This is a genomic window from Marinifilum sp. D714, assembly GCF_030851345.1.
Taxonomy (GTDB): Bacteria; Bacteroidota; Bacteroidia; order Bacteroidales; family Marinifilaceae; genus Marinifilum.
In genome coordinates, this window is the sequence record NZ_JALPNU010000008.1 from 21,003 (window position 1) to 39,973 (window position 18,971).

Annotated in this window: 15 protein-coding genes and 1 riboswitch; of the genes, 10 read left to right on the plus strand and 5 right to left on the minus strand. The window is 35.8% G+C overall.

The genetic code is table 11. The features are described from left to right. Positions 1–21: 21 nt before the first annotated feature. The 3 genes from M0051_RS09660 to M0051_RS09670 form a co-directional block, all read right to left on the minus strand. Complete coding sequence (locus M0051_RS09660) at positions 22–3,021, minus strand: SusC/RagA family TonB-linked outer membrane protein (protein WP_306741328.1); 3,000 nt, start codon at positions 3,019–3,021, stop codon at positions 22–24. Between the two features lie 31 nt (positions 3,022–3,052). After that, entirely contained in the window at positions 3,053–4,924 is a 1,872-nt protein-coding gene (locus tag M0051_RS09665; RefSeq protein ID WP_306741329.1) for a 4Fe-4S binding protein, read from the minus strand. Between the two features lie 757 nt (positions 4,925–5,681). Next, positions 5,682–6,797, minus strand: coding sequence for an AraC family transcriptional regulator (locus tag M0051_RS09670; protein ID WP_306741330.1), 1,116 nt, complete (start codon positions 6,795–6,797; stop codon positions 5,682–5,684). 585 nt (positions 6,798–7,382) lie between these two features. Continuing rightward, positions 7,383–7,472, plus strand: a riboswitch (TPP riboswitch). Between the two features lie 24 nt (positions 7,473–7,496). On the opposite strand from M0051_RS09670, the gene thiS reads away from it, so the two are divergent. The 8 genes from thiS (at position 7,497) to M0051_RS09710 (ending at position 15,700) form a co-directional block, all read left to right on the plus strand. Further along, entirely contained in the window at positions 7,497–7,700 is a 204-nt protein-coding gene (gene thiS / locus M0051_RS09675; RefSeq protein WP_171593941.1) for a sulfur carrier protein ThiS, read from the plus strand. Positions 7,701–7,807: 107 nt separating this feature from the next. After that, positions 7,808–9,610: a phosphomethylpyrimidine synthase ThiC gene (gene thiC, locus M0051_RS09680; RefSeq protein WP_306741331.1), complete on the plus strand. Its 1,803-nt coding sequence runs from the start codon at positions 7,808–7,810 to the stop codon at positions 9,608–9,610. Beyond that, a complete protein-coding gene (locus tag M0051_RS09685; RefSeq protein ID WP_306741332.1) occupies positions 9,594–10,241 on the plus strand; it encodes a thiamine phosphate synthase in 648 nt (215 codons plus the stop codon). Before thiC ends, M0051_RS09685 begins: the two co-directional genes overlap by 17 nt. Then, the gene (locus M0051_RS09690) at positions 10,222–10,830 is read left to right on the plus strand and encodes a thiamine phosphate synthase (protein WP_306741333.1); all 609 of its coding nucleotides are present in this window, start codon (positions 10,222–10,224) and stop codon (positions 10,828–10,830) included. The genes M0051_RS09685 and M0051_RS09690 overlap by 20 nt, the downstream gene beginning before the upstream one ends. Beyond that, complete coding sequence (locus M0051_RS09695; protein WP_306741334.1) at positions 10,823–11,599, plus strand: thiazole synthase; 777 nt, start codon at positions 10,823–10,825, stop codon at positions 11,597–11,599. The genes M0051_RS09690 and M0051_RS09695 overlap by 8 nt, the downstream gene beginning before the upstream one ends. 18 nt (positions 11,600–11,617) lie before the next feature. After that, positions 11,618–12,730 (plus strand): 2-iminoacetate synthase ThiH, encoded by a 1,113-nt coding sequence (thiH, locus tag M0051_RS09700; RefSeq protein WP_306741335.1) that lies wholly within the window; start codon positions 11,618–11,620, stop codon positions 12,728–12,730. Positions 12,731–12,734: 4 nt separating this feature from the next. Beyond that, positions 12,735–13,436 (plus strand): HesA/MoeB/ThiF family protein, encoded by a 702-nt coding sequence (locus tag M0051_RS09705; RefSeq protein WP_306741336.1) that lies wholly within the window; start codon positions 12,735–12,737, stop codon positions 13,434–13,436. A 134-nt stretch (positions 13,437–13,570) separates the two neighbouring features. Beyond that, the gene (locus M0051_RS09710) at positions 13,571–15,700 is read left to right on the plus strand and encodes a tetratricopeptide repeat-containing sensor histidine kinase (protein ID WP_306741337.1); all 2,130 of its coding nucleotides are present in this window, start codon (positions 13,571–13,573) and stop codon (positions 15,698–15,700) included. 51 nt (positions 15,701–15,751) lie between these two features. Here M0051_RS09710 and M0051_RS09715 read toward each other — a convergent pair whose 3' ends face one another. Beyond that, on the minus strand, positions 15,752–16,105 hold the full coding sequence (locus M0051_RS09715; RefSeq protein ID WP_306741338.1) for a DUF1971 domain-containing protein: 354 nt from the start codon (positions 16,103–16,105) through the stop codon (positions 15,752–15,754). Between the two features lie 130 nt (positions 16,106–16,235). Next, positions 16,236–17,534 carry a hypothetical protein gene (locus M0051_RS09720; protein ID WP_306741339.1) on the minus strand — a complete coding sequence of 433 codons (1,299 nt, stop codon included), beginning with the start codon at positions 17,532–17,534 and terminating at the stop codon, positions 16,236–16,238. A gap of 135 nt (positions 17,535–17,669) precedes the next feature. On the opposite strand from M0051_RS09720, the gene M0051_RS09725 reads away from it, so the two are divergent. Next, the gene (locus tag M0051_RS09725; protein ID WP_306741340.1) at positions 17,670–18,101 is read left to right on the plus strand and encodes a hypothetical protein; all 432 of its coding nucleotides are present in this window, start codon (positions 17,670–17,672) and stop codon (positions 18,099–18,101) included. Positions 18,102–18,114: 13 nt separating this feature from the next. Beyond that, entirely contained in the window at positions 18,115–18,945 is an 831-nt protein-coding gene (locus M0051_RS09730) for an NAD(P)H-binding protein (RefSeq protein WP_306741341.1), read from the plus strand. The last annotated feature ends 26 nt before the right edge of the window (positions 18,946–18,971 follow it).

An 18,971-nucleotide genomic window follows, 5' to 3' on the forward strand; every position in this document is an offset into this window, starting at 1 on the left:
TCTTCTTTTTTAGATGACTAATTAAATTCCAAGTTTTAACTGAAAGGCAAATGTTCGTGACTGCGGGAATGGATAACGGTATTCTGCCAAACCATTTCTACCTGATTTGCTGTCGTCTTTATACCATGTATAAACATTTGAAACATTTACTCCCACTGAAACATTTGCCAATTTTACCCTTTCACAAATGTGTTTTGGAAAATTGTAATTCAGAGAAACAGATTTTAACGCAATATTTGTTTGATCGAACAGATAGCGTGAACTATTTTGATTGAATGAAACATCTTTGGCTAATCTTGGAATGTCAGTAATATCACCAGGATTTTGCCATCTGTCTAAGAGGTTTATACTTTTATTATAAATGTCTAGGTTTTTCTCTTTTTCCATATCGCGAGCAGGATATGGCATCATTTTATCCGCCCCATACTCATAGGAAATCATAAAGTTTAGATTGAAACCTTTATATCCAAAACTATTAGAGAATCCACCGGAAAAATCTGGAGAACGCTTACCGATAATGGTTTTTTGTGAATTACTATTGTTACTTAACACGCTATAATCTTCAGTAATCACACCATCTTTGGTATACCACATAGGATTTCCATTATTCGGATTAACTCCCGCATATCGATTGCCCATTATTAATGAAGTAGATTCGCCAACAATAAGCGCTGCATTCCCTGAAGTAAATTGATCAGCATAAGCAGACAATTTATCCAATTTATTCTCATTAAATCCAATATTGAAATTCGATGTCCATTTTACCGGACCTAAATTAATATTGCTTGCCTTTAGTGTAAATTCGAAACCAGAATTAGTAAAATCAGCAGTATTTACAGAAATGTTATTCCAACCTGTTTCAGGAGAAACATTCAATGATAAAATCCCATCTTTGGTTTTGTTGTTATAATATTCCGCTTCAAAATTTAATTTTTTCAGAATCTTAGCAGTTAAACCTACATTAAACTTCCAGGTAGTTTGCCATCCTAAATCTTCATTGGCAGCAGCATACGGAGTTGCTATAATTTTTCCATTGTAACTTGAACTAATACCATAGCTATATAATCCTCGTGCCGAGAATGATCCAACCTTAGCATTTCCCAGCTTACCATAGGATGCCTTTAACTTTAAGAAATTAATAATATCATTCTCCTTCCAAAAATTTTCTTTCGAGATGGTCCATGATCCTCCCACCGAAGCAAAGTTTTCTACTTGTTGGTCTCCTCCAAAGTACGATGAAGCATCTGATCTATAATTAACTGAAAGAAAGTATCTTTTCTTAAAATCATAATTAAACCTTCCGTAATATGACCTGGTGGCATCTTCACTTTCAGAAGATCTCACCTTACTATATTCATCTTCTGGAGCAAGTCCTAAAACTTTAATTTTCTCAGTAAGTAAATTGGTTTCGTAAGCTGTTGTACTTGAGCTTTCCTCATGCTTTAACTGAATACCTGCAGTTGCCCCAAAAGAGTGATTCTTATATTCTCCATTGTATACCAATTGTGTATATGTAACCCAGTTGTTGTTTTCTTTTCTGGTCTCCTTAATTTTACCCCCATCATCGTCACCTCGGCCATTTTCTTTAGAATAGAAGGTAAATTGCTTTGTGTTGGTATAATCCAAACCAAACATACTCTCTGACTTGATGTTTTTCGATAATTTAATATCAAGCCTTAAACTATTGTTCGTATAGAATTTATCAGATTCATTAATGTTTTGATCTAAATCAGCTAATGGATTTGCATAGAATTCAACCTTTGTATAATCACCATTTTCATCATAAATCGGGATATTTGGTTTAAATGCATATGTTGCAAAAGCTGCATATTTATGAGACTTAAAACTAGTAATACCACCACTATATGATAATCTGATCCCTTTAGCCAATTCTGCATCTAAACTTAAGCGAGAGGTAATACTTTCCGAATCATTCCCTTTAGTCGTCGTCTCATTATCTTTATAACCTAAGGAAAGACGATAGGTTACCTTATCTGATCCTCCAGAAATACTCAAGTTGGTTTGATGCGAAACAGAATTTTGAAGAGTTAAGTCTCGCCAATTGGTATAAACATCAGTACGTCCAATCTCTTCTGCAATTCTATCTTCAGTATAATTTGTTGAATTACGATACCATTCAGATGCCAATTCAACATATTGATCCGTATTTAAATATTGAATTTTATTAATCGGACTGCTTAGTAAAGTTTTGTGTGATAATGAAACTCTCGTTTTACCCTTTACTCCTTTTTTTGTGGTAATAATTACCACACCGTTTGCTGCGTTAGCACCATAAATTGCTGCAGCTGAAGCATCTTTCAAAATGGATACTGATTCAATATCTTCAGGGTTAATCAATGCCAACGGATTGATAACAATTTGCTCATCACCGGCTCCACCTCTTTTGTCATCAATGTTAGGATTTAAAGCATCAATCAAGGGTACACCATCCAAAATATACAATGGTTCACTCGAAGCTGTAATATTATCACCCAAATCTGGTAAAGAGTTATTACCACGAATACGAACCCTTACCGGACTATTCGGATTTCCGTCATCCGATTCCAAATACACACCAGCAACCTGACCTTCCAACATTTGGTCAACACTTTGAGCGTTACTGTGCTTTAGCAATTCATCAGATTTTACCTGCTCTACCGAACCAACCACAGCCTCACGTGATTTTACGCTACCGTAACCAAGAACAACTACTTCGCTTAGTTTTTGGTCGGCGGATTTTAATTGTACATTAATCACTTTCTGACCTTTTACCGCAATAAATTGGGTTTCATAACCAATAAATGAAAACATCAGTTCAGCATCCGATTTTGTTACTTTTAAAGTAAATTTTCCATCGAAATTAGTGGTTACCCCATTCGATGTTCCTTTTTCAAGCACAGTAACACCTGGTATACCAAGCTTATCACCTGCATCGCTTACCGTTCCCGTTACTGTCAGTCCCTGCGCAAAAAGCTGGAACTGAAGTAAAACAAGAAATGCTATTAAATAAATTCTTTTCATAGACTTATTATTTAATTGATTTTAGTATGGGTTAGTTTGTAAGTTTAAATTTGTATGGATTTGCAACCTGCTCGGTTTCACCATTGGTGTAGACCAATGTCATTTGCGGCTGACTCATCCAATCGATGATTTCCTGAGGATCGACCATATTCTGAATGTAGAAGAATCGAACGGTTGGTTGTGCTTTGTAATCGGCCTGAATACCAACTACTCCCTTGTATTTCTTAGCAACGTGGTTTGACAACTCCTTAAACTTGTTCTCATTTTTAGGAAAATCCTCCAATACCAACATTACCGATCTTAACTGCTCTCTTGGATAAGATTTAAAGTTGTTGAAGATTGCCTCATGCTTCTTAAATGTTCTTTTCATCAAACCCATTCCATTAATTGGCACATTAGATTCAACAACATCCTTCACTTCGTATGGGTAACTTCTGCGATGCCTAATGGTAGTAATCAAAGTCTCAATTTTTGATTCACTCATATCAGCATCACAGAATGCCAATAATCTAACCTCAGTATCAAATTGAGTCTCCAATTGGTAAACATCTTCATCTTTAAGAGCCTCCGCCATAATCTTCAAGTCTGCCTCTGTAAGATACTTGGCAACACGAAGTTTGTGAACTGTCAACTCCTGATCCAATTGTGGAGCCTTCACAAATTGTTTTGATCTGGTATAAAGCATTTTTCTGATGCTCAGCTCATCAATTTTTGTAGTATCGTAGGTAATCTCCGCTTTGTGATCGCTGATATAAGTATTAACAGCCAAAACTCCATCCACTTCTTTCATCTGACGCACAAATCCCATAGAACTACTAAAGCAAGTCAAGTGACTCATGTGATTAATGGTGAATTCCTTTGATCTCTCTATATCTTCCTTGCTTCCCCAAGCCTTAGAAACTGTTGGTAAGTTATATTGACTTGCAATTAGTAATCCCGAAATGAACAATACCACTACCAATACAGAAGGCAACCATTTCACGTTCATCTTTTCGTTTAATGTAAGTGCACCATCTTTTGGGCATGCAGAAACGCAATCGCCACAAAGGTTACAATCAGGATGTTTTACCGTCTCCAAATCAGCTACATCAATTCCTTGTGGACAAGTTCTTGAACACAGGCCACAATCGATACAAGTATGTGTGTGACGAGTTATTTTTAAAACGGACTGTTGTTTTGTTTGAATTTTAAGAATCTCCAAAGCGTATCCTATCAAGCAGATAATTCCAACAATAATGCTGATATCAACACCTACCTCGAAAAAGTACATCGAAGACAATACGGCAACAACAACTCCAACTCCAATCCAATATTTGAAAATGTTTGAGATTGCTCCCAGCGGACACAAATACTTACACCAGAACAATCTGAAAATGATGGAACCTAGTATAAATACAGAAATCGAGATTGTTGCAAACAAAAAGTTTACTCTGTGCCCAAACATGGTAACAGAACCATAAAATGGATCGTATGTCTTGCAGAACAATTCTCCGGTTTCAAGGGTAATGGTAAGCGTAAAAAATAAAAGAATGTATTTTAAACTTCTTAATACTTTATCGGTAACACCATTAATATCTCTTCTGATTTTAAATTTATCAGCTACTTTTCCAATAGCTTCTGAAACTGTACCTAAAGGACAAAGGTGACTACAGAACAATTTTCCAAGAACCAATATGCAGAATATAAAAATTGCTCCAAGAACCATTTGTGTTACGGTCATGTTACAAGCAATAAGACCATCTTTCATTAAAGTAAGAATGGCTTGAATTCCCCCCATCGGACAATAAGTCTCAAAATCGACTACACTTAAGCCTACTTGATTTCCAATAAAGAATAGGATGATCAGAGAAAGAACAGAAAACTGCAAAATGTTTCTGAATAGGCTAACTCGTTTTTTACTCATAAGATTTAGATTGATTTTTGATTTCAACCGAAAAGTGGGAAATGATGCAATCCTACACGCTGCATTTTGGAATATGGGACTTTTGCTACCGTATCATTTTGGCTTCTGACACTTTTACCACTCTCTTTTTCTGTCGCTTATGATTTTAATTGGATTCGCTCTAAAATATGTATGACATCCTACTGTTTTGAATCATTCTACACAACTCAAAAGATTATTCACTTTTGACAATCACCTGAGGCTTTCTTTTTTCAGCATGATTACCTCACACAATTAACCTTCTGCTTGCAAAATTGTCTGTATGGGTTCGAGTATGTAATCGCTTGGTTTTAGGATTTTCCACAAAAAAGCCGAATACCGTTTCAGGAAAAAAAGAAGAAGAAGAAAACACCCAGGAAGAAGCAGTAAGCTAATTTATTCAGAAGAGACACATATATAACTTAGCAGATGCGAGGGAATCAATGGATTCCCTCTTTTTTGTATTTGCACGACACATGCTAAGACGGGAAAGACAAAAGTCAAACTCAGACTCAGGCCTTGGAAAGAGTTAAACTTGTCTTGGAGGTTTTACCAGCCTGTCTTTTTGCACTTGCCTTTTGTCTTGGAAAAGTTTCTTCTGGGTCTTGGAGCACCTTATGAGGAGCTTGGAGTTCTCTTTTTGTGTCTTGGAGAATCTTCCAGCCAGTCTTGCTGGCACTGTCTTTTGTCTTGCTGATGACGAACTTGGTCAAGGAAATCACTTATCAAAGAAAAGCAATTAACAACTCCTGGACTTGATATACTCCGTAGGGGTAATTTCATGGAATTGCTTGAAAACACGATTGAATGAAGATTTGGAATTGAATCCACAATCGAAAGCCAGGTAAAGTAGGGTTTTATCTTTGTGAGCTTTTTGATCTATCAGTTGGATGAAATAGTTAATACGATAAGAATTCACAAAATCAGAATAAGATCGATTTGCATTGCGGTTGATTGCCTGGGATATGATATGTTCTGGCATATCAATCATATCAGACAATTTTCGTAGTGTTAAATCACCATCTTTATACACTTCTTTTGTTTCAATAAAATTGCAAATTTTCTGAAACTGCTCATCATATGGATTCTCCCCTACTGAATTGCTCCCTGAATTGGTATTCTCAGATTTAGGAATCGCAACGTTATTATTCATAGGATATGCAAATATGTAGGAGTACTTACTATAGATATAAACAAATGATATTACGAATACCGATACGATAATATTAATCAGCATTACCTGATCAATTACAAAATGAACGCCTAAAACACCTAGTAATTTTATCAGGAAAACTGCCGAAAGCAATATTATTACACCATTTCCAATACTACTGATCCATTTTAACCGATACGGATTTCCTCCTAAAACTGTCTCACTTTTCTGAACTTTTAAGATCATTAAGTAACCGACTACCACGTAGGCCAAAATGATCAAGAATTTCATATAAACAGAAATAATGGCATAGATATTATCGGAATGAGAACAACCACCTTCCCCAAGACAATCTACCAATCCTAATGATTTGGTAGTTGTTTTGTACCCCATATACACAGCAAAAGGAATAAGGTGTAATAAATGCTTCTTGCAAAAACCAAAGTTTGGGTCGACAAGACTTAAAATATAAAAATAGAAAACGGCACCATGCATCACATGACTGGCACATGCTAATTCATAAAACCAATGAAAATCGTGAAATAGATTCTGTGAAGATAAAAAGAAGGTTAGTTCAGCTATAGCAACAAGAAAAAGCCAAATGGTAAAAATCTTATCAGATAAATGGTTTGCCTTACGCGACAGGATAGAAACCATAAAAAACCCCAATATGGCCAAACAAATCACAAACAAATAATCCATACTCTACCACCTCCTCTTAATAACTGCTATCCTTATTTGATAAGCAATTTTACCTATTTTTAAGCATTTTAACAACTTAAAACACAAATTCCAGACATACATAACACCCGATAGATCAAGCTTATAAAAACATAATTTGTGATTTTTTGAACAATCTTATATTTATAAGATCCACAGATAAGTTTACCCACAAAAAGCATGTAAACTTGTCGTTATAAGTTGTATGTGTAAGTAATTTTTTTTACGGATATTTGGTATTACCAATTTTATTTCCAATTATTTTTTACAATAATTCCATAAATAAGCATAGGTGTAATGTTTGATAAATTAGAATAACTATAAATTATTTTTAAGAAATTTTTAACACATCTATCAGTAAAGGAGGAAATTATCCATGATATCAAACAGAATTCTCAGTTAGGTTTGGTGACCACACTTTATCCAAAGCAAGATAAATTGAAGAAGGGGAAAGAATAAAATAAATAACATTTTATCACGCTGAATATCACCACAATAAAATCATTCTAATAATTTTTTCAATCGTTTACAGTAGAAATTCAAAATATTTCATTTAAGTTTGTCAACATTATTAACAAGGGGTGCCTGTAACGGCTGAGATTATACCCTATGAACCTGGGCAAGTAATGCTGCCAAGGGATGTATGTATCTCCTGTTTCTACTCCTGCAATCTTTTTTAAAATGAACATTTTTTGTAATGGTAATCCAATTGCTTTGGATGATTGTACTTCGCTATTTACACTACTATCGGTGACTGAATACGTGAACCAAAAAGGTATTGCAGTGGCTGTGAACAATTGTGTAATCAAAAAACAGGATTGGGAATCTCACCAACTTCAGGAAAACGACAAAGTTTTGATTGTTTCAGCAACCAAAGGAGGATGATTTTTTTAGCAAAAAATCAACAGCTTTATTGGAGAGATAAGCAATACATTATTGTCGTTTAATTGCTCCTTCTTAGATCAAGAAGAATCAATTAAACACATAATACATTGAAAACTAAAAACATTACACAAGGAGGATTTCCAAACTCCAAAAAGGTCTATGTAAAAGGTAAAATCCACAACATAGATGTGGCAATGCGCGAAATTGAATTGGCGGATACCACTGATAAAAATGGAAATGTAATTAAAAACCATCCGGTTACGGTATATGATACCTCAGGTCCTTATACGGATGAAAATATTGAGGTAAATCTTGAAAAGGGATTGCCTAAACTTCGCAAGCAGTGGATTCTGGATCGTGAGGATGTAGAAGAACTGGAAGGTTTGTCTTCTGATTATGGGCGCATGCGTTTGACGGATGAGAGTCTGGATCATTTGCGTTTCGATCATGTAAGTACCCAACCATTAAAGGCGAAGGAAGGAAAGTATGTATCGCAATACTACTATGCCAAAAAGGGAATCATCACGCCGGAAATGGAGTATGTTGCCATTCGTGAAAACCAACGCATCGATGAGATCAAGGAAAAATACGCTCAGCACAAAGGTTGTCCCATGGGTGCTCAGATTCCTGAAACCCACATTAGTCCGGAATTTGTACGCGATGAAATTGCCAAGGGACGTGCCATTCTACCTGCAAACATCAACCATCCAGAAGCAGAACCAATGATTATTGGTAGAAACTTTTTGGTAAAGATCAATGGAAACATTGGAAACTCACCTACTACATCAAGCATAGAAGAAGAGGTTGATAAAGCTGTATGGGCATTCCGCTGGGGCGCAGATACCATTATGGATCTATCTACTGGTGAGAACATTCACGAAACCAGAGAATGGATTGTTAGAAATAGTCCGGTGCCAGTAGGAACCGTTCCATTGTATCAGGCACTTGAAAAAGTGAATGGAAAGGTTGAAGATCTAAGTTGGGAAATTTACAAAGACACTTTAATTGAACAATGCGAACAAGGTGTTGATTACTTTACCATTCATGCAGGTTTGCTATGGAAACACATTCCGATGACCATCCACAGAACCACCGGGATTGTATCACGTGGTGGATCGATTCTGGCGAAATGGATTCTGCATCATCACAAAGAGAATTTCCTTTATACTCATTTTGAAGATATCTGTAAGATTCTGGCAAAATACGATGTGGCAGTTTCTTTGGGAGATGGATTACGACCAGGATGTTTGGCTGATGCCAACGACAAAGCACAGTTTGGTGAGTTGGAAGCATTAGGACATCTTACCAAAATTGCGCGCGAAAATTTCGTGCAAGTTATCATTGAAGGTCCCGGTCATGTACCAATGCACATGATTAAAGAAAATATGGATGAGCAATTGAAGCATTGCGACGAGGCTCCTTTCTACACCTTAGGCCCATTGGTTACTGATATTGCTCCTGGTTATGACCATATCACCTCCGCAATTGGAGGCGCAATGATTGCCTGGCACGGTACCGCCATGCTATGCTACGTAACTCAGAAAGAGCACCTGGGCTTACCAAATCGTGACGATGTAAAAGAAGGTGTTATCACTTTTAAATTGGCAGCCCATGCAGCCGATTTGGCCAAAGGATTTCCTGGAGCTCAATATCGCGACAACGCAATGAGTAAGGCGCGTTTTGAATTCCGTTGGAGAGATCAATTCTCATTGGCATTGGATAGTGAAAAAGCCATGAAGTTTCACGATGAAACACTTCCTGATGAAGGTTACAAATCCACTCACTTCTGCTCCATGTGTGGAGAGAACTTCTGTTCGATGCGCGCTACCATGGAGATACGTGAGTTGGCTGAAAAGGCTGAAGAAAAAGCCAAAGAATTTGAGCAAGCAGGTAATGAACTGTACAGCTAAGGAAATGGATTTGAGTTTGATATCATATCCTGAATTTTTTAAAGGGGAAACCGTAATTGTTTCCTCTTTACTGGATCGTTATAACTTTACCTTTCATCTTCGTAAACCTGAAGCTTCGGAACAGGAATTGATTGATTACCTGGATGAAATCCCGGAAGCGCTGCATGCAAAAATTGTATTGCACAACGAAACAGAAGTCTTTTCAAACTTCAAGCTGAAGGGAATGCATTTCTCGGGAGCAAAAAGAGAGCATGCAAAACAGTTTACAACAGGTATCCGAAAAGGAACCTCATGTCATTCCATTCGGGAAATCAAATCTTTAGACAAGGCATTCGACTATGTTTATTTGAGTCCGCTTTTTGAAAGCATTTCAAAACCAGGATACCAGGGAAATCTGAATATGGAAGAAATTAAGATGTTTCTGAAAGAATCCAGATCAATCCAAATCTATGCACTTGGAGGCATAGAGACAAGCAAGGTATCAACAGTAAAAGAATTGCAATTCGATGGGCTTGTTGTATTGGGAGCAGTTTGGACGAGAGATCCATTTAAAAATCAAGATTTGATATCATCAAATTTCAGAGAAATACATTCAACAATTCATAACTTATATGAAAAGAGCAATTCCTAAAATTCAATACATAACACAAGATCATCCAAAATTATCTCATTCTGATCAAGCGCGACTGGCTTTTGAACAAGGAATGGAAGCTGTGCAAATTAGAATGAAAGATAGTTGCTCGCATGATATCTTAAAAGAAGCTGCCCTGGCTTTGAAATACGCCAATCAATTTAATCGCACTTTAATCATTAACGATTCCATAGATATCGCTAAAGAAATTGGTGCTCATGCTGTTCATCTGGGATTAAATGATACGACTATTAATGAAGCAAGAAAAATTTTAGGTGATGATATCATCATTGGAGGAACTGCCAATACAATGGAGGATATTCTTCTTCAAAGATCAAGAGGTGCAGATTATATTGGACTGGGCCCATACAGACACACCACTACCAAAAAGAATTTAAGTCCCATAGTAGGAGTTGATGGATACAAGGAAATCATCAAACAGATGAATGAAAAGAAGATCCATATTCCAATAATTGCCGTTGGTGGAATCCTATTGGATGAAATTGAAATGCTAAGCAAAGAAGGACTGTATGGAGTTGCCATTTCTGGAGCTTTATTAAAAACACTAAACAACCAAACTCATGAATGATTTAAAATTAGGAGATAAAATATTCAAATCTCGTTTGTTCACAGGAACCGGAAAGTTCAGTTCAAACGAAATCATGAAACAAGCCATTGAAGCTTCCGGATCGGAACTGGTAACCATGGCACTAAAAAGAATTGACATTGAAGATGCCAATGACAACATGTTGCAGCATTTAAATGTTCCTGGAGTTAATTTGTTACCAAACACTTCTGGAGTGCGAAATGCAAAAGAAGCCATATTTGCAGCTCAATTGGCACGAGAAGCGCTGGAAACCAACTGGCTTAAATTGGAAATTCATCCCGATCCCAAATACCTACTTCCTGATGGAGAAGAAACTTTAAAAGCAGCCGAAGAATTGGTGAAACTAGGATTTCATGTTTTACCCTATGTACAAGCTGATCCTGTTCTTTGTAAAAAACTGGAAGAGGTTGGAACTGCAGCTGTAATGCCTTTAGGATCTCCAATTGGTTCAAACAATGGCTTGCAAACCATCGATTTCTTGAAAATCATCATTGAACAAAGCAATGTGCCGGTAGTGGTTGATGCGGGAATTGGAGCTCCTTCTCATGCTGCAGCTGCCATGGAACTTGGTGCCGATGCTGTGCTTGTAAACACTGCAATCGCTGTATCTCCAAACCCGGTAGAAATGGCAAAAGCATTCAAAATGGCTGTAGAAGCAGGAAGAATGGCTTATGAAGCAAAGTTAGCAGAACGATCGGTTGGTGCCAATGCCAGCAGTCCTTTAACTGCTTTTCTTGATGATTTGGACTAATCAACTAATCTTACACTTATGAGTTTCTATAACGAAATACAAAAATACAATTGGGAAGAAGTCAGGAAACAGATCTACTCAAAAACGGAAGCTGATGTAAAAAGAGCTCTGGAAAAAGAGAAAATTGATTTGCAAGATTTTCAAGCGCTTATTTCACCTGCTGCTACTACTTATTTGGAAGCCATGGCACAAAAAAGCAAACAGCTCACTCAAAAGCGATTTGGCAAGTGCATCCAAATGTACATTCCTTTGTACATCTCAAACTCTTGCACCAACACTTGCGTTTATTGTGGATTCAATCACAAAAATAAATTTGATCGCAAAATCCTGACCTCTAACGAGATTAAACAGGAAGCTGAAGAGATTAAAAAGTTAGGTTTTGAACACATTCTATTGGTAAGTGGTGAAGATCAAAAAAACTGCGGATGCGATTATATTGGGGAAATGATGGATAGCATAAAAGATCAATTCTCATTGATTTCGCTTGAAGCACAACCTTTATCAACAGATGAGTATGAGAAATTGACTCACAAGGGATTGAATACAGTTTACATTTATCAGGAAACTTACAACGAAGCCAATTACAAAAAATATCATCCGGCAGGGAAAAAATCGAATTACCAATACCGCTTGGAAACTCCTGACAGATTGGGGGAAGCCAGTGTGCACAAGATTGGCTTGGGTTGTTTGCTTGGATTAGAAGATTGGCGCGTTGATACTTTCTTTACCGCACTTCACCTTCAGTATCTTGAGAAAAAATTCTGGAAGAGTAAATATTCCATCTCCTTCCCTCGTCTTCGTCCTCACGCCGGTGGATTTCAGCCTAATTATGAAACCACTCAAAAGGACTTGGCACAGTTGATCACTGCATATCGGATCTTGAATCATCATGTTGAGATTTCATTATCAACACGTGAAAGCGAAGAGTTCAGGGACAATATGCTACAACTGGGTGCTACATCATTTAGTGCCGGCTCTAAAACCAATCCGGGTGGATATTCGAACAAGGAAGAATCATTAGAGCAATTCTCAATCAATGATGATCGTAGCCCTTCTGAAATTGCAAAAATGATTCAATCCAAAGGATATGAAGTAGTTTGGAAGGACTGGGACAATTTTATGCAACTGTAACCATATGAACGAAATTCAAAGAGAACGATACAACAGACACATCATTCTGTCTGAAATTGGCGAAAAAGGACAGGAAAAATTATTGAATGCAAAAATATTGGTAGTAGGTGCCGGAGGTTTAGGAGCTCCGGTCCTTCAATACCTTGTGGCTGCAGGAGTGGGTAACATTGGTATTGTTGATGCTGATAATGTAAGTCTTTCCAACCTTCAAAGACAAATCCTTTACCGAGAAAATGAAATTGGTAAATCGAAAGCTGAGCAAGCCAAAGCAACATTAAATCAATTGAATTCTGATGTGAAAATATACTGCTATCCAGTCATGCTGGATGATGATAATGCACATGAAATCATTTCTAAATATGATATTGTAGTAGGTGCAACGGATAATTTTAACTCACGAAAATGCATTGATAAGGTGACAAAAAAACAAGGAAAAGCATTTGTTCATGCATCCATTGGAGAATTCGAAGGGCAAGTTGCTGTCTTTAATTATAAAAATGGACCCTCCTATCTCGATTTGTTTCCTGAAACACCAGAGGAAGCAAGCCTCCCATTGGGAGTTTTGGGCGTTTTGCCCGGAATCATAGGCAGTATGCAAGCTTGTGAGACAATTAAAATCATTCTTGAAATTGGTGAAGTTCTATCAGGAAAATTAATGGTTTATGATGCACTAACGCATGATACTAACATCATACGATTTTCATAGTGACATTTGAACAATGCGATCTTCCGGGAATAAATAATCATACCTCGAAGATGGCATCTTAGATTTTCTGTAGTAATTCTTAAACCAGTTGTCAATATTTGCGTATAGAGAAATTGATATCAAATGATGGTTTCATGAATAAATTTATCCTACTGTTTCTTTTAATAGGTTTAAGCCTTTCAAATTATAGTACAGCCCAAAATAAAGTAGATAGCTTAAACAAGCTACTTTCTACCACTAAGGATGACCAAAAAGCTGACATTTACAGCCAGTTGGCTAAAGAATATTATTACAAGGATTTGAAGCAGCTAATTTTTTATGCTCGCAAAGCAGATTCCTTGGCAGTAATTTATCAAATTGATTCAACAAGAATTAAGGCTTTGAATCATTTGTGTTATGCTTATATAAATTCAGGAAAAAGAAAACAAGCGCTGGATTTTAATAATAAAGCTTTAACAATAGCTAAAGAAAAAAGACTGATAAAAGAGACTTACTATGCAACCTATTTTAAAGGGTATTATTATTATTCGGGAGGAGTTGCTGATAGTTCTTTTGTTTATCTGGGTAAAGCTTACAATGGAGCTTCCCTAATGAATGATCCATTTTTAAAGTTAAGATGTTTAAATATTATAGCTGCCAATTATCTCAACCAAGGAGATTATAATAAAGCATTGAACAAATTCACCTGTGCTTATCATATTGCCGATAGTATTAAAAATGAAAAGCAACTGCTTAATATATCACTAAACATTGGTACAACCCTACTTTACAATGAAGATTTAGAACAGGCAATTCAATATTTTGAAAAGGTACTTGCACTTTCTGACCTGAATCAAATGAATATAGCTGTCGCTACTGCCTATAATAACATTGGAGCATGTTACAGTAGAATGGCAGATCATGAAAAAGCCATAAGCTACTTCGAAAAAGCATTACCTGCATTCATAAGACTTAATAATCGTTTTCAGATTGCTCAAGCATATGCAAATCTTGGGCAGTCTAACTACTTTTTAAATAACATAGAGGATGCAAGTTATTACTTAAATGAAGCTGTTAAGATTAACCGGGAAAACAATTTATCCAATCAGCTCATTGTCAATTTAATTATTCTAGCGCGCTTACAAATAATAAAAAAGGAGTTTGCCAAGGCAAAAGAATCATTACAAGAAGCCAAGGAACTAAGCAAAACATACAATATCAATTACAATAAAAGTGATTTATTAAAAGCTTATAGTTATTATTATTCCAGTGTAAATAATTTTGAAAAAGCCTTAGAATATAAAGAGCTTGAATTGATTCACAGAGACAGTATTTTCAATGAAAGCAAACAAAAGCAAATTGCTGAGCTAGAAACCAAATTTAAAACTCAGCTAAAAGAAAAAGAAAATGAAAACTTAAAAAAAGATTTATCCTTACAGCAATTAAATACTTCCAAACAAACACAAATTAGAAATTTTCTAATTGCGTTCGCTTTTCTGGTTATCGTTTTAATTGGTATCCTTCTTAACAGAGCAAGAATTAAGAAAATAGCTCATCAAATCATTGAACAACAGAAAAATGAACTTGAAGTTTCCAATACAACAAAGGATAAACTATTTTCAATTATTGCACACGATTTAAGATCCCCTTTTAATACAATTATTGGATTTAGTGACTTTCTCCATAATGATTACGACAGCTTAAATGATCATGAAAGAAAATTACAGATTTTAGATATCAAAAATGCCTCACATAGTGCGTTTAACCTATTGGAAAACCTTTTAACTTGGGCAAGAATTCAGCAAGGAAATATCAAAGTAAAACCTGAAATTCTACCTTTAAACAAGCTCATCGAAACATCTGTGAACAATTATATGAGCTCAGCAAAATTAAAGGAGATTGAATTAAATTATGAATACAGTAATCTACTAAGTGTCATTGCAGATCAATATTCTATAGAATTGATATTAGGAAATCTTGTTAGCAATGCTATTAAATTTACTCCTTTCGGAGGTTCCATATCGATTTCAAGCGAAATACAAAATGATATGGCTGTTGTAAAAGTAAAAGATTCTGGCACTGGTCTTTCGGATGAAGCTGCCGAGAAAATCTTTAAAAAAGGTGAAGCCTATACGTCAACAGGAACCAATCAGGAAAAAGGTTCAGGACTAGGTCTTGTTCTCTGTAAAGAATTTATAGAAATGAACGGAGGAGAAATATGGTTTTGCAATGACTCTCAGAAAGGTGCATGCTTTGCATTTTCGTTCCCATTATATCAAGAGTAGTAAATAAAAAGCCATTAAAATTGTATTAATGGCTTTCCTATTATCTTTTGATTATAAAAAATCTTGTCCCGGTCTTTTCTTCTCTTCTGGGTGTTTTACATCAATCACTTTATCCAATAAAGTATAAAACTCCACTCTAAACTTTACCGGTCCGGTTATTACTACATGATGATATCTTTCAGGATAAATCACAATCGGATGTTGCGGGTCAGCATCTAAAGCAGGTCCTTCTTCATCTTCCCATACATATTGGCAATGCCCCTCTTCTACCACCAACAAACCAATTTTACCTTTGGGGGCTAAATGTGATTTTAGTATGGCAGGCTTTACTGTCTCCTCACTCATACTAGGAGTGCTACCCACTTTTATTGCACCTTTTGGCAATTCTTCATTTTGGTAATTCATAAGCTTAGCATTAAAAATCATTTTACTCAAAACTAGTTTTTATCAGCCAAACAACATATACCTACTTGTAGTGATTTTAAAAGAAAAACGCCATTGATGAATTTCAATGGCGTTGTATGATTGTTTCTAGTTATTTTAAATTAGTTGGAACCTGAGGTGTCGAAATTAAATGCGTAAAAATCTCCCAACGCTTATCGGGATTGGTTTCCACTCCTCCTCTTTTCTCAACGTATTCTTTCACTAAATCTTGTCCCCAATTGTAGTTGATGATATAACTACGATAAGTTTCTGGAAATCTGAAAGTTGATTCATTTGCTTTGCGCAAAGCATATTTTTCCATCCATTTACCCGTTTCCTCTTTTGTCCATTTTCCATCCAGATAATTTCTCATGGCAGAAGTTCTGGCATAAGTCAATTCGTGCGTTAATTCTTGAACTTGGTAATACATATCAACTTTTTCGGTATCTAAACCTGCCAAAGGAAACAGAACTTCTTTCTCGAACTTCATCCTTTCCTCACGTGGAAAAACCACGTTAATACCATAATTTGCAGTTCCTTCTGCAATTAATGATTGAGGGCTAAATAATGGATATACCGAAAACTCAACCCATCCTCTTTTCTTCACCAAATTACTTTCTAACAACGAATTGTATACATGATGTCCCGGATATCCCTCATGACTTGCCAAATCAATGGCTCTATCGATAAGAATCGGAAAATCGATATTAACCTGAATCAAGCTAAAGTTGTTTCCCTTGTACCAATTGTAACCGGCCCAAGCCTTATCGGTAACATATTCCAATTCGAAATTTTCATTTTCCGGCAAAGTAATATGTTGTTTTGTTCTCTTTCTCGATTCTTCAATTGCAGCTCTAAATACAGCATCTACCTTATCTTTAGGAATTACAAAATCCTTTTGAAATTTGGCCAAGCGATCAATTAAATTGCCTTTCCCAGGAAGTACTTTTTCCAATTGATTAATAATTTCTGCAAAATGCTCATCTTCGAAATCAGGAACAACAGCATCATATAATGCATTTGATTCTTCATTAAATGTAAATTCCTTTCCTGATAGCATTTCAACTCTTGCTTTTACTGCAATAAATTGCTTTAACAGGTATTGTTTACGCAATTTCAACATTTCGTCTTTTTCCGAAACATCAAGCATCTTCACTTTTTCACTTAACTCTTCAATTCGTTTCAAAAGCTTAGCCGATGGAATTTGATCCATTTTTCGCTGCTCCACCTCATCTTTCCACTCTTTTGGGCCATAGTAGGCATCTACATACAATGGATCGTAAAGACCAATCTCCAATACGGTTTTCACGTAACTTTCGGCAACTTGATTCATTTTCAAATTTACATCTGGTTTTTGGGTACACGATGCAATAATGCTGCCTAATATAACAAGTGATAATAATTTCTTCATCTGTGAATTTTAAAGGTTATAATAGTGTTTATTTTAAGTATGAACCAAAATTAATAAAGCATTTGTAAAATAAATAATATCGAAGTCACAGTTTTTTCTACTATTTTAGATCCTCTTATAAAATACAAATACAATATGGACGCTATATTATTAAAGGATTCACTAAATACAAAGGATATCAATGATCTGATTCTAAAAGGAGTTAATGACATGGATATCAATCAAGACAAGCGAGACGAGATTGAAATTGGATCCAATCAACTTGCCACAGCATTTGTTGAAACAATTAACTATCATACCGAAAATAAAAATAATACCGATTCTAGTTATGCATTTCAGATCGCGGTTAAATTCAACAATTTTACTGAAGAGTTTAGACAGGTATTTGTAAAAAATTATCAGAAAGACATTTTGGTTGGTTTCGGAATTAGTGCAATTTGGATGGGAATATTAAATGGCTTGGATGCCGAAAGTGGTATTATGCCAAATCATCCTTTTAAACGTGAAATTGCAAACTGTTTGGTGAGCATTACTGAAATTCTGGACGAAAACAAACCTAATTCATAAAATCCATTGAACTATGACAGACACTTCTAATTTGAAGCGCATCTCAATACTTGGTTGTGGATGGCTAGGTTTGGCTTTGGCAAAAAAGCTGCTTTCACAAGGCTTTGATGTAAAAGGATCGATAATGCAAAAGGAAAATCTGCATGAATTAAGGGAAATAGGAATAAAAGCATATCAAGTAGTATTAAATCCACATTTAGAGGTGTGTAGTGATGATGACTTTTTTGATACTGACATTATTATATGCAGTATCCCCCCTAAACGACGAGATGATATCGAGAACTTTTATCCTCAGCAAATAGAGTCACTTAAACAGGAGGTGCAAAAGCATGGCATAAAAAAAGTACTTTTTATTAGTAGTACCTCCGTTTATCCAAATACACTTGAAAAAGTTACCGAAGAGCTTCAATTAACTCCTGAAAAGGCAAGTGGTAAAGCTTTAGTAAAGGCGGAAGAAATACTCTCTCAATCAAATGATTTTGAAACTACCATATTACGTTTTGGTGGTTTAATTGGCTATGATCGCCATCCAGGAAGATTTCTATCGAACAAAAAGAAATTAAAGAATGGTTTGGTTCCGGTAAATCTAATTCATCAGGATGATTGTGTGAAAATCATATCTGAGATTATCAGGCAAGATGCTTGGGGAGAGGTTTTTAATGCTTGCTCTCCTGAGCATCCAACTCGAAAAGATTTTTACCAAAAAGCAGCTCGTGCAGCCAATCTGCCCGAACCTGAATTTCTAGAAGATGAACAAATGGCTTACAAATGGGTTGATTCATCTAAATTAATCAAGAAATTGAATTATAAATTTATTTACACAAGTCCTCTTGACACAATTTAAACTGAATTTACTTGAGGTTCTTTAAG

Bases quoted from the DNA above. Each gene is read 5' to 3' on its own strand.
- M0051_RS09660 (WP_306741328.1), bottom strand. From the start codon at position 3,021: ATGAAAAGAATTTATTTAATAGCATTTCTTGTTTTACTTCAGTTCCAG.
- M0051_RS09665 (WP_306741329.1), bottom strand. From the start codon at position 4,924: ATGAGTAAAAAACGAGTTAGCCTATTCAGAAACATTTTGCAGTTTTCT.
- M0051_RS09670 (WP_306741330.1), bottom strand. From the start codon at position 6,797: ATGGATTATTTGTTTGTGATTTGTTTGGCCATATTGGGGTTTTTTATG.
- thiS (WP_171593941.1), top strand. From the start codon at position 7,497: ATGAACATTTTTTGTAATGGTAATCCAATTGCTTTGGATGATTGTACT.
- M0051_RS09685 (WP_306741332.1), top strand. From the start codon at position 9,594: ATGAACTGTACAGCTAAGGAAATGGATTTGAGTTTGATATCATATCCT.
- M0051_RS09690 (WP_306741333.1), top strand. From the start codon at position 10,222: ATGAAAAGAGCAATTCCTAAAATTCAATACATAACACAAGATCATCCA.
- M0051_RS09695 (WP_306741334.1), top strand. From the start codon at position 10,823: ATGAATGATTTAAAATTAGGAGATAAAATATTCAAATCTCGTTTGTTC.
- thiH (WP_306741335.1), top strand. From the start codon at position 11,618: ATGAGTTTCTATAACGAAATACAAAAATACAATTGGGAAGAAGTCAGG.
- M0051_RS09705 (WP_306741336.1), top strand. From the start codon at position 12,735: ATGAACGAAATTCAAAGAGAACGATACAACAGACACATCATTCTGTCT.
- M0051_RS09710 (WP_306741337.1), top strand. From the start codon at position 13,571: ATGAATAAATTTATCCTACTGTTTCTTTTAATAGGTTTAAGCCTTTCA.
- M0051_RS09715 (WP_306741338.1), bottom strand. From the start codon at position 16,105: ATGAATTACCAAAATGAAGAATTGCCAAAAGGTGCAATAAAAGTGGGT.
- M0051_RS09720 (WP_306741339.1), bottom strand. From the start codon at position 17,534: ATGAAGAAATTATTATCACTTGTTATATTAGGCAGCATTATTGCATCG.
- M0051_RS09725 (WP_306741340.1), top strand. From the start codon at position 17,670: ATGGACGCTATATTATTAAAGGATTCACTAAATACAAAGGATATCAAT.
- M0051_RS09730 (WP_306741341.1), top strand. From the start codon at position 18,115: ATGACAGACACTTCTAATTTGAAGCGCATCTCAATACTTGGTTGTGGA.